This is a genomic window from Rahnella bonaserana (assembly GCF_019049675.1).
GTDB lineage: Bacteria > Pseudomonadota > Gammaproteobacteria > Enterobacterales > Enterobacteriaceae > Rahnella > Rahnella bonaserana.
The window spans coordinates 1-14810 of record NZ_JAFMOW010000060.1; the positions used below are offsets into that span (position 1 = coordinate 1).

Annotated in this window: 14 protein-coding genes and 1 pseudogene; 6 read left to right on the plus strand and 9 right to left on the minus strand. The window is 52.0% G+C overall.

Going from position 1 to position 14810, the window contains the following annotated elements:
- Positions 1-245 precede the first annotated feature (245 nt).
- The 4 genes from J1778_RS09640 to rhaS (J1778_RS09655) form a co-directional block, all read right to left on the minus strand.
- Positions 246-1289: a coiled-coil domain-containing protein gene (locus J1778_RS09640; protein ID WP_217172990.1), complete on the minus strand. Its 1044-nt coding sequence runs from the start codon at positions 1287-1289 to the stop codon at positions 246-248.
- Between the two features lie 140 nt (positions 1290-1429).
- Positions 1430-2011: a LutC/YkgG family protein gene (locus J1778_RS09645; protein ID WP_217172991.1), complete on the minus strand. Its 582-nt coding sequence runs from the start codon at positions 2009-2011 to the stop codon at positions 1430-1432.
- A 54-nt stretch (positions 2012-2065) separates the two neighbouring features.
- The gene (gene aldA, locus J1778_RS09650) at positions 2066-3505 is read right to left on the minus strand and encodes an aldehyde dehydrogenase (RefSeq protein WP_217172992.1); all 1440 of its coding nucleotides are present in this window, start codon (positions 3503-3505) and stop codon (positions 2066-2068) included.
- Positions 3506-3694: 189 nt separating this feature from the next.
- Complete coding sequence (gene rhaS / locus J1778_RS09655; RefSeq protein WP_217172993.1) at positions 3695-4513, minus strand: HTH-type transcriptional activator RhaS; 819 nt, start codon at positions 4511-4513, stop codon at positions 3695-3697.
- Between the two features lie 411 nt (positions 4514-4924).
- Between rhaS (J1778_RS09655) and rhaS (J1778_RS09660) the strand changes: the two genes are divergently transcribed.
- The 6 genes from rhaS (J1778_RS09660) to J1778_RS09685 all read left to right on the plus strand — a co-directional run bounded on the left by rhaS (J1778_RS09660) (position 4925) and on the right by J1778_RS09685 (position 11286).
- Positions 4925-5917 (plus strand): rhamnose ABC transporter substrate-binding protein, encoded by a 993-nt coding sequence (gene rhaS / locus J1778_RS09660; RefSeq protein WP_013578029.1) that lies wholly within the window; start codon positions 4925-4927, stop codon positions 5915-5917.
- Between the two features lie 67 nt (positions 5918-5984).
- Positions 5985-7499 (plus strand): sugar ABC transporter ATP-binding protein, encoded by a 1515-nt coding sequence (locus J1778_RS09665; protein WP_217172994.1) that lies wholly within the window; start codon positions 5985-5987, stop codon positions 7497-7499.
- The gene (locus tag J1778_RS09670; protein ID WP_217172995.1) at positions 7496-8509 is read left to right on the plus strand and encodes an ABC transporter permease; all 1014 of its coding nucleotides are present in this window, start codon (positions 7496-7498) and stop codon (positions 8507-8509) included. Before J1778_RS09665 ends, J1778_RS09670 begins: the two co-directional genes overlap by 4 nt.
- A 56-nt stretch (positions 8510-8565) precedes the next feature.
- A complete protein-coding gene (locus J1778_RS09675; protein WP_217173145.1) occupies positions 8566-9528 on the plus strand; it encodes an ABC transporter permease in 963 nt (320 codons plus the stop codon).
- A gap of 171 nt (positions 9529-9699) precedes the next feature.
- On the plus strand, positions 9700-10623 hold the full coding sequence (locus J1778_RS09680) for a ketopantoate reductase family protein (RefSeq protein WP_217172996.1): 924 nt from the start codon (positions 9700-9702) through the stop codon (positions 10621-10623).
- Between the two features lie 180 nt (positions 10624-10803).
- Complete coding sequence (locus J1778_RS09685) at positions 10804-11286, plus strand: Hcp family type VI secretion system effector (protein ID WP_217172997.1); 483 nt, start codon at positions 10804-10806, stop codon at positions 11284-11286.
- Between the two features lie 24 nt (positions 11287-11310).
- Here J1778_RS09685 and J1778_RS09690 read toward each other — a convergent pair whose 3' ends face one another.
- From J1778_RS09690 to ptrR, 5 genes and pseudogenes are all read right to left on the minus strand, one after another.
- A complete protein-coding gene (locus J1778_RS09690; protein ID WP_217172998.1) occupies positions 11311-11625 on the minus strand; it encodes a DUF1493 family protein in 315 nt (104 codons plus the stop codon).
- Positions 11625-12074: pseudogene (locus J1778_RS09695) on the minus strand (STM2901 family protein). The gene J1778_RS09690 and the pseudogene J1778_RS09695 overlap by 1 nt, the downstream one beginning before the upstream one ends.
- 162 nt (positions 12075-12236) lie before the next feature.
- A complete protein-coding gene (locus J1778_RS09700) occupies positions 12237-12770 on the minus strand; it encodes a cytochrome b (RefSeq protein WP_217172999.1) in 534 nt (177 codons plus the stop codon).
- 207 nt (positions 12771-12977) lie between these two features.
- On the minus strand, positions 12978-13385 hold the full coding sequence (locus J1778_RS09705; protein ID WP_112287421.1) for an H-NS family histone-like protein: 408 nt from the start codon (positions 13383-13385) through the stop codon (positions 12978-12980).
- 535 nt (positions 13386-13920) lie between these two features.
- On the minus strand, positions 13921-14805 hold the full coding sequence (gene ptrR, locus J1778_RS09710) for a putrescine utilization regulator PtrR (protein WP_217173000.1): 885 nt from the start codon (positions 14803-14805) through the stop codon (positions 13921-13923).
- Between the last annotated feature and the right edge of the window lie 5 nt (positions 14806-14810).

The window sequence follows — 14810 nt, forward strand, 5'->3', positions numbered from 1 at the left end:
AGGGCTGTTCCAGATATCAAGTGAGTAGCGGGAAAGTGTATCCATTCCGGTCCCTGGTTGGCATGTGAAAAGCATCCTGCTTTTCGGAGGGTGAGGAGACTGTATTCACATGGTGAAATTGTGGGCATAGAGTTTACTCAGAATTTGGAGGTCGGGAAGTTATATTAATGAGAGGTATTAGACAAAAGTTAGTGAAGCCTTTCTGTTGTCTGACAAACCCAGAGGCTTTTTGGACCCGCCCCCCGCTACGCCCGGCGAGTAAACGCAATCATCAGGGAAAGTGCGTAGACGACGCTGCCGAGAAAAGCAGCGGGGGCAAGGTTATCGAAAAGATGCCCCGGCTGGGCATCTGAGTACAGCACCAGCGCGACGACGGAAATCCCCATCATCGCGCCGGGAATATGGATCCAGCGGGTTAAGCGCTGCTTTTGCGCTTTATAGGCGGCGAATTCCTGATTCGTGCGTTCCAGCGCGTGGCTCAGGCGTTCGCAATCTTCTTCGTTATCGCGGAAACGTTCTGTCAGACGGCTGTTTTCTTCCTGAAGTTCAGCGACTTGCTTTCTCAGTTTCGCCCTTTCGCTCTTCGTGTTTTGCGCTTCGTACTCTTCCAGTTTCAGGCTGGCACGCAGTTGCGTGACTTTACGGTTAGCCTCAGCCGTCAGTTCTTTCTGCTGTCCGAGCAGCGCATAATTGCCATCTGCACGGCGGTTGGCAGCGTGACGTTTGTCTTCTTCCTCAACAACCTGGCCCTGTAGCTTGTCGCGGGCTGCGGCCATCGCCGCCATCTGACTGCCCATGTAAGCGACAAGATTTCTGGACTCTACCAGCTCGGCTGAGACTGAGTTTCCGGCGGTTTGCTGACGGGAGCGCATCAGCGCCAGTTCGTCGGCATGCTGCTTTTTCTGTATTTCAGACTGGCGCAGCAGTTCGCTGATCCGCGTGTTCAGACGGTACAACTCTCCTTCCAGTCGCTGAACGTCTTCTTTATTCCCGCTGCTGGTTTGGTTGCGGGCAACGGCCAGTTCATGGGTCAGGCTGCGCACCTGTTTTTCCAGAGAAGCGAGCTTTTCGAGCGTGACGGCGGTGTCTTTAAAAACGGTTTTAACTTTGGCTTTATCGCCTTCGGCGCGGCTGAAACTGACGCCTCTGAGCGCGCTTTCCACTTCGCGGGCGATAGATGTTTTATCCATTGCCTTCATCCGGTTGCATGCGCTGGCCAGAAAAGTGGCTGCTTCATTGCTGTTACCGGTGCCAAAGGCTTGTTTGATAAGGCTCTGTATCACGCTCATGGTTGTCGCGCTCACTTGCAGTAAAAGTCAGGACGCGCCCGTTGTGCACCTGTTTACTGATTGTATCAGATAGGATTTATTTTATTTACAGGAGTTATTTTAAGCGAGGTGACTACAGCAGGATCCGTGGGTTTTAGGACTTAAATCGCGATCACCCGCAGACTTTGCACGCCTTTTGCGCCGAGCATCAGTGCACTCTCGCTGTCGGCCATCGCGGCGGGCCCCGTCACCATCACCGTATAACGGGCATTGAACGGTTGCGGCTGGCGATGTGCAAGATGCAGATGTTCAATGATCTGATTAACGTCGAGCAACACCACCAGGTTTTTCGCCATCGCGCTGAGGGAATTCACGCAAAGTTGCGGATCACTCAGGAATACCGCGCCGGTTTCTGCCACCCCAAAGCAGGCACGAACCACGCCGACGTCCACATCTTTAAGCGCTGCCGCCTGCGTGCGGGCGCTGAAATCCACCTCCGCGATAATTTCCGGTGTGGCGGAACAAAACAGGGAATCGGCCGGATACAACCCGCGCAGGTAGGCGTTCAGCGTGGTATAGCCATTTTGCGGCGTACGCAAAAACGTGTCGTCCCAGACGCCGCCCATCAGGGTCAGCGCGCGGCCAAATTCTTCAGGCAGATTGGGAATTTCAGTCTGTGGCGGAAATAGCGTTTGCATGATTTTATGCTGACGAATGCCGGTGAGGAAATCGTTGCGGCTCATGATATGTCCTTATAAGCCGGAGTCAGGTTGCCCCGCTCCGGCCGTTACTGCTGATTAGTGGAATTGCAAATACGCGACGTGCGTTTGCAGATATTCCTGCAAGCCGTGTTTGCCGTCTGCACCACCGACGCCTGATTTACGCCAGCCCGCGTGGAAGCCCTGCATCGCTTCAAAGTTTTCACGGTTGATGTACGTCTCACCGAATTTCAGTTGTTTCAGCGCTTTCATTGCGGTGTTGATGTTGCTGGTGTAAATCGACGAAGTCAGGCCGTATTCACTGTCATTGGCCATCGCGATGGCTTCGTCCAGCGTTTTAAATGTCGCGACAGGCAACACCGGACCAAACACTTCTTCGTGCATGATCGGCATATCTTGCGTCACATCCACCAGTACCGTTGGCTGAAAGAAAAATCCTTTGTCGCCGTGACGCTTGCCGCCCAGCAGCACTTTCGCGCCCTGCGACACGGCTTTCGCCACTTTCTCTTCCACACGCTGCAAGGCTGCACCGCTGATCAGCGGGCCCATATCCAGCTCTTTTTGTTCGGCAGTATTGCCAAACGTGACTTTTTTCATCGCTTCGCTGATGCGTGAAATGAATTCGTCGTACACGCCTTCCTGCACGTAAACACGTTCTGCGCAGTTACACACCTGCCCGGTATTGATAACGCGCGAACTGACAATAGCTTTCACCGCCAGATCTAAATCCGCGTCATTCATCACGATGGCCGGTGCTTTCCCGCCCAGTTCCAGTGAGACTTTGGTGACGTTCTGCGCCGCCGCGGTCATGGTGGCGATACCTGCCGCCACACTGCCGGTCAGGCTGACCATGCCGACTTTCGGATTTGCCGCCAGTTCCTGCCCGACGGTCGGGCCATAGCCGGTCACAATATTCAGCACACCCTTTGGCAGGCCGATTTTGTGAATGATTTCCGCGAAAATGATGGCGTTGTTCGGCGTGATTTCACTCGGTTTGATCACGATAGTGTTGCCGGTAATCAGCGCCGGTGCGGCTTTACGCGCGATCAGGAAGAACGGGAAGTTCCACGGCAAAATACCGGTAGTCACGCCGATGGCTTTACGGAACACAAAGATGTTTTCGTTGGGCCGGTCGCTCTGAATGATTTCGCCTTCGTAACGGCGCGCCCATTCCGCCATGTAATCGAGATAATCCGCCGTGAACAGGACTTCAGTCTGCGCCAGGCCGTAAGTTTTGCCGCCCTCGGCAATAATGGTTTCGGTCAGTTCGGCTTCGCGATCGCGAATACCGGCGGCGATTTTGTGCAGCCACACGCCGCGTTCTACCGCAGGCAATGCTTCCCAGCCCGGCTGCGCCGCTTCGGCGGCATCAATGGCTCTTCTGGCATCTTCTGCCGCGCCTTCAGGGATCTGCGAAATCACCTGTTCTGTCGCCGGGTTCACAACGTCAATCCACTTACCGCCGGTGTTTTCAACGAATTCGCCATTGATGTACATACGTTTCTGAACTGTGCTCATGTATAGAATCTCCCAGGTGCGGATAGAGGTGATGAACGATTTGTTAATAAAAAAGTTCTTTTTTGTGAAGTTTTAACAGCCTGTTCTATCCGTCTGGTTTTTACCTTTCCGTGATTGCCATTTAATTTTCAGAAATGGCAAAAATGTCATGGTCGCACTGCCCGACATAACATTTCTGCAAATCAGGGATCACTGTCTGATACTGCGCGGGGCATAACCAAACTCACGTTTGAATAATGTGGAGAAGTAATTGCTGTCGCAGAAACCGCAGTTATGGGCGATTTCGGTAATCGGGCTGTCGCTGAACCGCAGCATATTGCGCGCATTAAGCAGACGCAGGCGGTTGAGATAGTTGAGCGGCGTGCAGCCGGTCTGCTGCTTCATCTGCCGGTGCAACGTACGCAGCGACATGGAAAACTGCGCGGCCAGTTGCGGCCAGTCGATTTCTTCGTGGTAATGTTCGTTCATCCAGTCCAGCAGATTATTCAGATCACCGCCCTGCCCGCGATAACCCACATCACGGCTGCCTTTACGCAGCAATAATAAGAGCTGCATAAAATACAGTTCCTGCTGTGCCTGATTTTCCGGTGACGGGCTGAACGGCTTGCGCGCCAGCAGGTCAATCAGGGTTTTGGCCTGAGTGATCTGATTCGGGCTGATGCGCCAGTGCGCGGGATAAATGCCGTCCACTTCCTGCGGCAACAAATCGCTGACGCCATTCAGGAAACGAAACGCGTTCGGGCTGCGGTACAGCACGTTGGTCAGATGCAGATTATCGGTATCTTCATACAGATGGTGGTCGCTGTGGCGGACAAAACAGACACTGCCGGCACTGAGGATCAGCGGCTGGTCGTTAAAAACGTGCGTGCCGGTGCCCTGCTCGACCAGCACTATTTCATTGAAATCCTGATGATGATGTTCGGGAAATGTTTCCTGCGGATAACGGGGTTCAATGGCGACCGGAAAATCTCCTGAGGAAAAATACTCACTACTGCGTAGCACGGTCATTTCCGACTCCTTATTAACATTATCGTAATATCTTAGTCGTCAGCGGCGCGGCCATAAGGCTGAAACTGTGATCCGCAAGCCGCTTTTGAACAAAACATTTCTCTCCTTACGAAATCCTGCGCCATCCGGCGTACTGCGTGGCTTTACACCTTATTTAAGTGCGGATTTCTGAGACCGGTAATGTGTGGTTTTCTGACCGTTTGGCATGACCGAAACAAGATTGTTATCAAATTGTGAGGTTGTTCGCTTAAACCTTTGCGTCTTTGCCATAGTTAGCGCTGAACTGGCACTCGCGGAAAGGTCAGTCTGTCAGCAACCTCCTAGAGTCGTGATCATGCGCCTGGCGCGTCGGCAACTTTTCGTCGTTAAACTTTTTGCAGATTTATGCGAATAGCATGCGGAGTACCAACAATGAAATTAAAACACGTACTGAGCCTTACCCTGATGGCGAGCAGCATCCTGCTGGCAGGCGCGGCATCGGCAGAAGTGAAAATTGCGCTGGTGGCGAAATCCCTCGGCAATGGTTTTTTTGAAGCGGCGAACGTCGGGGCGCAACAGGCAGCGAAAGAGTTGGGTGATGTAAAAGTGATTTATACCGGCCCGACCACCACCACCGCCGAAGCGCAGATTGAAGTGCTGAACGGGCTGATCGCGCAGGGCGTCGATGCCATTGCGGTTTCCGCCAACGACCCGGATGCACTGGTGCCGGTGCTGAAAAAAGCCATGCAGCGCGGGATTAAAGTGGTGTCCTGGGATTCCGGCGTTGCCAAAGAGGGCCGCCAGATCCACCTTAATCCTTCCAATAACGCCCTGATCGGCGAAACCAACGTCAAACTGGCCGCCGATGCGCTGAAAGCCCTGAACGTTGAAAAAGGCGATGTGGCCATCCTCAGCGCCACGCCAACCTCTACCAATCAGAATCTGTGGATCGCTGAGATGAAAAAGGTGCTGCCGAAATACCCTTCGGTGAATCTGGTGACCGTCGCTTATGGTGATGATCTGTCAGATAAAAGCTACCGTGAAACCATCGGCCTGCTGAAATCCTACCCGGATCTGAAAGTGATTATTTCCCCGTCTTCCGTCGGTATCGTGGCAGCGGCGCAGGCGGTGAAAGATCAGGGCAAAATCGGCAAGGTGTATGTGACCGGTCTGGGTCTGCCGTCTGAGATGGCGGGCGCGGTGAAATCCGGCGCAACGAAGAGTTTCGCCATCTGGAACCCGATTGATCTGGGCTACGCCGCAACGTATCTGGCAGACGATTTAGTCAAAGGCACCGCCACCAAAACCGAAGCCAGCATGGGCCGTTTAGGCAAGGTGAAACTGGATGCCGACGGCAGCGGTGCGATGGCAGAACCCTTTGTCTATGACGCCAGCAATATCGACAAATTCTCCAAAATCTTCTGATCCTGAATGCGGCTCATCGTGATGCGGTGAGCCGTTTTGTTGTGCTTAGCCAGACAGGGGAACTGAAATGACAGACTCAACGACGCCACTTTTATCATTAAAAGGCATCAGCAAAGTCTTTCCGGGTGTCAGGGCGTTAAATAACGTTCACGTGGATTTGTATCCGGGAAAAGTAACCGCCCTGATTGGCGAAAACGGCGCGGGTAAATCGACGCTGGTGAAAGTCATGACCGGCATTTATCAGCCGGAGGAAGGCGAACTGCGTTACAAAGCGATTCCAATAAAACTGCCGAATCCGGAATCCGCACACAAAGTCGGCATTACCGCCATTCATCAGGAAACCGTGCTGTTCGACGAACTTTCCGTTACCGAGAATATTTTCGTCGGCCATTACATCTATCGCGGGCTGTTTAAACGCCTGAACTGGCCGGCAATGCATCAGCAGGCACGCGATATTTTAACGCGTCTTGAAGTCAACATTGATCCGCACGCCACCCTGAAAGACCTGAGTATCGCGCAGCGCCATATGGTGGCGATCGCCCGTGCGCTGTCTTTTGATGCCCAGGTAGTTATTCTCGACGAACCGACCGCTGCCCTGTCGCAGCACGAAATTGTCGAGTTTTATCAGATTGTTGAACGCCTTAAACGCGAGGGCAAAGCCATCCTGTTTATCTCGCATAAGTTCGATGAAATCTTCTCCATTTCCGATTACTACACCGTTTTGCGCGATGGCAGTTATGTCGGTTCCGGCAAAATCAGTGACATCAGCGAACAGCAGATGGTTACCATGATGGTCGGCCGCGAAGTCAGTCAGGCTTACCCGAAAGTGAACTGCGAGCCGGGTGACACCGTGCTTGAGGTGCAAAACCTCAGCCATCCAACCGAATTTGCAGGCATTAACTTCTCTTTGCGCAAAGGCGAGATCCTCGGCTTTTACGGTCTGGTCGGCGCGGGCAGAACCGAGCTGATGCAGGCGCTGTTTGGCGTCACGCAGCCGAACGGCGGAAAAATTCTGATTAACGGCAAAGAGCAGCATTTCTCGCGCCCTTCTCAGGCCATCCGCGCAGGGATTGTGTATGTGCCGGAAGAGCGCCAGAAACAAGGCGCGATTATTGATTTGCCGATCAGCCAGAATATCAGCCTGCCGCAGCTCAGCCAGCTGAATCCGCGTGGCGTGCTCAATGACAAAAAAGAGTGGGCGCTGGCTGACGATTACGCCAGACGGTTGCAGGTCAAAGCATCCAGCTGGAAACAGGCGGTGGGTACCCTTTCCGGCGGCAATCAGCAGAAAGTGGTGATTGCCAAATGGCTGGCGACCAGACCGGACATCATCATTCTCGATGAGCCGACCAAAGGCATTGATATCGGTTCGAAAGCGGCGGTGCATCAGTTTATGTCTGAACTGGTCGGGCGCGGGCTGGCGGTAATTATGGTGTCATCCGAATTACCGGAAGTGATGGGCATGGCCGATCGCATCATTGTGATGCATGAAGGGCTGATGGTGGCGGAATTTAACGCCGGTGAAGCCAGCGCAGAAATGATTGTCAGTGCCGCCAGCGGCGCGGGCAAGGAGGCAGCATGATCAAGAACCTGCTGAAATATCGCGAGCTGTTGCTGGCGGTGGTGATAGTGCTGATGGTGCTTGGCGTTGGCGCGCGTTCACCGGAATTTGTTGGTGCCGGAAACCTGCTGGGAATGTTCAACGATACCTCGATCCTGATCATCCTCGCCCTCGGGCAAATGATGGTGCTGCTGACCAAAGGGATCGACTTATCGATGGCCGCAAATCTGGCGCTGACCGGCATGATCGTCGCGCTGATCAACTTCCATCATCCGGACATTCCGGTGTGGTCGCTGGTTGTGCTGGCGACAGTTCTCGGACTGGTGATGGGCGCGGTAAACGGCCTGCTGGTGTGGAAAGTCGGCATTCCGCCGATTGTGGTCACGCTCGGCACCATGAGCATTTATCGCGGCATTATTTTCCTGCTTTCCAACGGCGGCTGGATCAATGCCCATCAGATGAGCCCGCAATTTCTCAGCCTGCCACGAGCCACCTTTATCGGCCTGCCGCTGCTCGGCTGGTGTGCGATTGCGGCACTGATTCTGGTGGCATATTTCCTGAGATACAGCCGCACTGGTCGCGCTTTATATACCGCTGGCGGCAACGCCACGGCGGCGTATTACACTGGCATCAACGCCGGTAAAATGCAGTTTGTCAGCTTCTGTCTTTCCGGTGCGCTGGCCGGGTTCTGCGGCTATCTGTGGATTTCACGCTTCGCCGTCGCTTACGTCGATGTCGCTAACGGCTTTGAGTTGCAGATTGTCGCGGCGTGCGTCATCGGCGGGATCAGCACCATGGGAGGCATCGGCTCGGTGGTCGGTTGTCTGCTCGGCGCGCTCTTCCTCGGCGTCATCAACAACGCCCTGCCGGTCATTGAAGTATCACCATTCTGGCAGATGGCGATTTCCGGCGGCGTGATTGTGATTGCCGTCATCCTCAACGAACGCGCCAACAAACGTAAAGGGCGGCTGATCCTGCGCCATTCCCCTGCCGTCCAGCCTGTGCGAACTGAAACCGGAGCAAGATCATGAACAAGACCTTAACTTCGCGCAACACGCCGCATTCCGCTGCCGGAGAAAAATCCACCATGACCGTCACGCCGTTTTTCCGCCGCCTGATGTGCTGGGAAGGGTTTTTACTGCTGGTGACGCTGCTGGTGTTTGTGGTGAATGCATTTGCCTCGCCCTATTTCCTCAATATCTGGAACCTGTCGGACGCCACTTTTAACTTCACCGAAAAAGCCATCATTGTGCTGCCAATGGCGATGCTGATTATCGCCCGTGAAATCGACCTGTCGGTCGCCTCCACCATGGCGTTGAGTTCCACTATTATGGGATTTTGCGCGCAGGCCGGTTTGCCGACACCGGCGCTGGTCGGCGTCGGGCTGAGCGTGGGTTTGCTGTGCGGGCTGATTAACGGGCTGCTGGTGACGCGGCTGAATCTGTCGTCTATCGTCATTACTATCGGCACCATGAGCCTGTTCCGTGGCATGACTTATGTGCTGCTTGGCGATCAGGCGCTGAATAAATATCCCGCCAGTTTTGCGTGGTTTGGTCAGGGTTATGTCTGGGGAGCGCTGTCGTTTGAATTCGCGCTGTTCCTGGTCCTCGGCGCTGTGTTTTATTTCCTGCTGCATAAAACCAACTTTGGCCGCCGCACCTATGCCATCGGCAACAATCCGGTCGCGGCGTGGTATTCCGGGATTAACGTGAAACGCCACAACCTGACGCTGTTCGTGCTGGTCGGTGTAATGTCCGGACTGGCGGCAGTGCTGCTGACGTCGCGCCTCGGCAGTACGCGTCCGACGCTGGCACTGGGCTGGGAACTGAGCGTGATCACCATGGCGGTGCTCGGCGGCGTCAGCGTGCTCGGCGGATCCGGCAGCATGACCGGCGTGATTATCGCCGCGTTCCTGATGGGGCTTCTGACCTTCGGCCTCAGCCTGCTGAATGTGCCGGGAATTGTGATGTCGGTGATTGTCGGCGCGATGCTGATCGTGGTGATTTCGCTGCCGGTGTTGTACCGCAAGGTGCTGGCGCGCGGGAAATGACTGTCTGGCTCTTCGTCTGCGAGCGGAGAGCCAGTTTTTTTGCCGCCCTGTCCTCCGACATTAACCCCACAGGATTTATTTCTCCTTGCAATACTTGCTTCCCGCCGCCCTCCTCCCGTAGTTTAAAACCAAATGTCTGTTTCTGAATGTCTTGAACAACGGGGAAAATATATGCGGATTTTAGTTGTGGGTGCTGGCGCGACCGGCGGGTATTTTGGCGCACGACTGGCGCAGGCCGGACAGGATGTGACGTTTCTTTTACGAGAAAAGCGCGCGCTTGCGGTTGAGCAAAACGGGCTGACGGTTCACAGTCCGCACGGTGATTTCCATTTCCAGCCTAATGTCTTACAGGCCTCGCAGCTCACCGGCCCATATGACCTGATTTTACTGACCGTGAAAAGCTTCGGGCTGGAAGCGGCGATGAAAGACATCGCGCCGGTTGTCGGTGAATATACCATGGTGATGCCGGTTCTTAACGGCATGAAACACATGGAGACGCTGAGTTTGCGTTTCGGCGAGCACGCCCTGATCGGCGGATTATGCAAAATCAACGCAACGCTGGATGCGGATGGACATATCCATCAGATGACGCCATTGCACCAGATTATTTATGGCGAACTCTCAGGTGAAAAAACCGAACGTATTCTGAAAGTCGATCAGGCGTTTCAGAGCGCAGGCGTTGAAGCCATCCTTTCTGAAACGATTATCACGGATTTGTGGGAGAAGTGGTTGCTGCTTTCAAGCCTCGGCGCCATCACCTGCACCATGCGCGGAAACATCGGCCAGGTGGCGTCTGCGCAAGGCGGCACAGAGTTCGCCCAGGCCATTGTCACCGAAGCCCTGACCACCATGAAAGCCTTTGGCTACGCGGAACGCGCAGCGGCGGTGGCAAAAGTCAGGGAAGCGGTGACGGATAAAAACTCGCCACAAACCTCGTCCATGTACCGCGATATGATGCAGGGATATCCTATCGAAGCCGACCAGATTATTGGTGATTTGGTTGAACGTGCTACGCGTGTTGGGATCAGTGTGCCGCATCTGCAGGCCGCTTATACACATTTGTGCGTGTACCAGAAGAACTACGTAAAACAGTAAAACCTTTCCGCCTGTTCATGCAAATTTCAACGTTGAACGGGCGCATTCAAAATACATCTCAATGATGCCCCGTTGTCAGTAATAAACATCTGAAAATCAGGCTATTACAACCTTAGATAATTGTGCCCTGCTGGACAAAGGAATACGTTGAAACCTGACTTTTAAAACGGAATTTTCAAAATGGCTATACCAGCATATCTATGGCTTAAAGACGATGGCGGCGCACTGATTAAAGGCGGTGTGGATGTTATCGGGCGGGAATACAGCATCGAAGTTAAAGGGTTCCATCATAATCTGATGACGCCAACTGATGATCGTACAGGGAAAATTACGGGTACACGTATTCATTACCCTATGATGCTGGTGAAAGATTTTGACTGTTCCAGTCCGTATATCTACAAAGCAGTGGCAACGGGTCAATGTCTTGCTTCAGCTGAATTCAAATGGTACCGAATCAATGACGCAGGCCGGGAAGTGGAGTATTTCAACATGTTGTTAGAAAAGGTGCGGATCGTGTCTGTTTCGCCGGCTATGGCATCAGCCAGCAATCCTAATGAAAATCATATGGAAACTGTTGAGTTGCGTTACGAGAAAATCATCTGGAAGCACAATGATGGGAACATCATATTTGCTGACTCGTGGAATGACCGCCAAACTGCATAATGTGAAAAAGGGGCATAGCGCCCCTTAATCATATAGCCAACGACCCGCCTTTGCTGATTCGATAATCATCTCAACAGTAAGAGGCTTGTAGACTTTGCCTTTGTACTCTCGCCTAAGTTGCCACCACCACCATGGCAATTCAGGCTCAAAGTAATTATCGAGATTAAAATTGTCATAGCTAATGCCATACCGAGTGAACAGGTCAATCAGCATTTCACCTAATTCGTCCGTGACTAAATTAAAGTGTTCCTGAAACGTCCAGTCTTTACTAACTGGTTTTCTCCTCTCACTGTATTTGTCCGTGATGTAATCGAGAATCTCATTTTCATCTACTTCCATCAGAAGTACGTCCATGCAATACGGTCTTGTGGGGAGGCGATGAGGTTGTATTTATCACGTGTATCCTTTGCCACGATTGCACAAAGTATTACCGCCTGAGCTTAGCCTAAATACGGAACCCAGCGGCCAACAATCGTAGCAATCTGATTTGTGTTCCTCACCTGACCATAGGCGATAGTGGGAATTTTTAGATTGTTTGGGAGCTTTGCATCCTTGAAAATTCTTCGTGACATTTTTGATGCAATGCTTGTCCTATCGCCCTTTGAGCCTAAGACTTTGCGCTTGGGGATAATTGGCTTACCCACAAAGATGGTTGCAGCTGTTTCTATTTCTATTCCTGCGCGATTGGAGAAAGATTCCAAGAAGATTAACCAGAACAACTCTTCTTTAGTTACGTTGTCGTGGCCATGGTAGAAGTACGTCCCGTTTAACGTTTCGGTAGTATCCATACTCAATATCCTTTTGATTAGAAGGGCTTTAGAATACTGCTGCATTTATCAGCAGGCAATATGCCCCTCGTACCGGATATCATCAGTGTTCTTTCCGTCACGTTTATCGCTCCGTTGATACCAGAACATAGCCACGGTTTCTCAGATCCCCGCATCCGCTGACTATTTTCGTGAAGGTAACATCCTGATCAGCGTGTTATCGCGCCGGCGATAGTGATGCCAGAGTGCCGCCAGAGCGTGTAATCCGATAAGATAATAACCGGCGTTCGCGAGCCATTCATGCAGCGTTTTAAACTGTTTCTGTAAAGGTATATCCGGAAAGACGCTTTTCGGCATAAGGATGTTAAACATCGTCCAGTCATGGCCACCATAATATTGTGACAAAATGCCCAGCACCGGTAAGCCCAGAAACATCAGATAAATAAGAACATGCGCGGCATCCGACAAATAATGCTGCCAGCGAAGTAACGCGGGTTTTACCGGCGGCGTGACATACATCCCGCGAACAAACAGGCGTACACACATCAGGAATAATACGCAAAATCCCAGGCTGTAATGCGTCAGGGCTAATATCTCCCGCGCTGATGTGCCTTTTGCAAACCCCCCTTTTATATCCATCGTGGTATATGTCAGTACGACTAAAACAAACACCAGCCAGTGGAGCACAATCTGAACGGAAGAATATTGGGTACGCATAGCAGTTCCGGTAAACGAAGATACGTTAACCATACGTGGTGAGACTTAAGCTTACATTAAGAGGAATTTCGCACCGGGATGAAATGATCGCGTGGAGGGGGATTACGATGTCAAAAAAGGAGTTGCAGAATGAAAAAAAGAACTGGAGGTGTGTTATCTGCCCCGCTGTTTGCAAGGCAGAAAACACTGAACACATCGGAAGCCTGATTAACGCGCGATCAGGAAACTCTCTAATGTTGCACCACCATCCAGTGCCGCTTTAATGGCAGAAGGAGTACGGCCCTGGCCGGTCCAGGTTTTTTTTGAACCGTCGGTATCGGTATACTCGTAAATTGCCGGGCGCGGTTTACGTTTAGCTTTACCAGATTCTTTGGTCGTCTGGTGACCCAGCAGGTCATCAATAGCGATGCCGTCATTTGCCAGCATTTCACGGTATTTCAGTAATTTTTCGTCACGTTCCTGCTGCTGCGCACTGCGGGCTTTCACATTTTCGCGTGATTCTTCAACAATAGCAGTCAGCTTCTCAAGAATTTCTTCCAGCGTGCTCAGTGGCATTTCACGAGCCTGTGCCCGAAGTGTACGGATATTATTCAAAACGTTTAACGCGTTGTCCATGATGTGCTCACTTTAGAGGGGTATCATTAAATTAGTGCCCCTGATTCTACACAAAGAAATAATGATATCAATTGCGCCCGCATAATATTATTCACCGTGACACATCGGCGGCTACCGCTGCTCTTTTTCTTTAATTGTTAATACCTCATCTCATAACAACTTGTTGTCACTGAGTAATTAAAACTTTCACGAAGAAATCACTTTAAAGACCTAAAAAATGCCTGAAAAATATTATTAACTACAATTTGCACACTTTGGTAATAGTGTCAGTACGTGAATAAACTGTGTTGCTATTATGTACAAACTTGTCAAAGTCTGGTCTTTCCGTGCGATGCATTACCGTTTTCAGAATAATCATTTCGAAAAAACAGGTTAGAAAAAGCATCTTCTGCACCATTTTTTAGAAGCGATTAAACAACACCGACGGTAAAATGAGACTTAAATCACGAAATAAGAACCCTGATTGTTATGTTCAAAACCATTTGTGTTGTTTTTGCTGGCTGTGTAGCGCTGAAACTGGCACTGGACTGGCAGATCATTTTGCAGGTGGCTGAAGGCTGATGGTCAGCTCCCTGGCCATCTTTGCAAACTCAGATAAATTTCTGGTCAGGTTCCCCCGCCGCCACACCAGCCAGGTCGTCAGATAACGATAGTTGTCTGCCAGAGGCCAGATACTCACGGTACTGCTGCCCGGCATGCTTTCCAGCATACTGCGAGGCATCAGTGCCAGTCCTCCGCCTGCTATGACACATGCCAGCATGCCGTGATAAGACTCCATCTCGTAAATTTTCCCCGGCGCTGCAGCGTCATCAGCAAACCAGCTTTCAAAATGACGCCGGTAAGAACAGTTGGAGCGGAATGCATACACGATCTCTCCATTCACGTCCTTCCCCCGCGTGACCGGCGCATGATGCAGCGGCGCGACAATCACCATTTCTTCCGGAAATACCGGTACGCCATCCAGCACTGGATGAAGAACAGGACCGTCGACAAAGGTCGCTTCCAGCTCGCCTTCGAGTAATTTATCGAGCAATTCCCCTGACGGACCGGTACTCAGTGCCAGTTCTACTTTGGTGAATTGCTGATGGTATCGCGCCAGCAGTGCCGGAATACGCACGGCGGCGGTACTTTCCAGCGCGCCCAGCGCGAAAATCCCCTGCGGTTCTGTTCCGGCTACCGACAATCGTGCCTCCTCCACTAAATCCAGGATCCGGTTGTTGTAATCAAGAAAATTACGTCCGGCAGGCGAAAGTCGCAGACGCTGATTCTCGCGAATGAATAATTCGACGCCCAGCTCCGCCTCCAGTTGTTTAATGCGCGTGGTCAGGTTTGACGGAACACGATGTACCCGCTGCGCAGCGGCGCTGATACTGCCGGTTTCAGCAACGGCACGGAACATCTCGAGTTGTGACAGATTCATAGGCC

Excerpts from the sequence above, each read along its gene's own strand:
- aldA (WP_217172992.1), bottom strand. The coding sequence starts at position 3,505 with ATGAGCACAGTTCAGAAACGTATGTACATCAATGGCGAATTCGTTGAA.
- rhaS (WP_217172993.1), bottom strand. The coding sequence starts at position 4,513 with ATGACCGTGCTACGCAGTAGTGAGTATTTTTCCTCAGGAGATTTTCCG.
- J1778_RS09645 (WP_217172991.1), bottom strand. The coding sequence starts at position 2,011 with ATGAGCCGCAACGATTTCCTCACCGGCATTCGTCAGCATAAAATCATG.
- J1778_RS09680 (WP_217172996.1), top strand. The coding sequence starts at position 9,700 with ATGCGGATTTTAGTTGTGGGTGCTGGCGCGACCGGCGGGTATTTTGGC.
- J1778_RS09665 (WP_217172994.1), top strand. The coding sequence starts at position 5,985 with ATGACAGACTCAACGACGCCACTTTTATCATTAAAAGGCATCAGCAAA.
- ptrR (WP_217173000.1), bottom strand. The coding sequence starts at position 14,805 with ATGAATCTGTCACAACTCGAGATGTTCCGTGCCGTTGCTGAAACCGGC.
- J1778_RS09640 (WP_217172990.1), bottom strand. The coding sequence starts at position 1,289 with ATGAGCGTGATACAGAGCCTTATCAAACAAGCCTTTGGCACCGGTAAC.
- rhaS (WP_013578029.1), top strand. The coding sequence starts at position 4,925 with ATGAAATTAAAACACGTACTGAGCCTTACCCTGATGGCGAGCAGCATC.
- J1778_RS09690 (WP_217172998.1), bottom strand. The coding sequence starts at position 11,625 with ATGGAAGTAGATGAAAATGAGATTCTCGATTACATCACGGACAAATAC.
- J1778_RS09705 (WP_112287421.1), bottom strand. The coding sequence starts at position 13,385 with ATGGACAACGCGTTAAACGTTTTGAATAATATCCGTACACTTCGGGCA.
- J1778_RS09685 (WP_217172997.1), top strand. The coding sequence starts at position 10,804 with ATGGCTATACCAGCATATCTATGGCTTAAAGACGATGGCGGCGCACTG.
- J1778_RS09700 (WP_217172999.1), bottom strand. The coding sequence starts at position 12,770 with ATGCGTACCCAATATTCTTCCGTTCAGATTGTGCTCCACTGGCTGGTG.
- J1778_RS09670 (WP_217172995.1), top strand. The coding sequence starts at position 7,496 with ATGATCAAGAACCTGCTGAAATATCGCGAGCTGTTGCTGGCGGTGGTG.
- J1778_RS09675 (WP_217173145.1), top strand. The coding sequence starts at position 8,566 with ATGACCGTCACGCCGTTTTTCCGCCGCCTGATGTGCTGGGAAGGGTTT.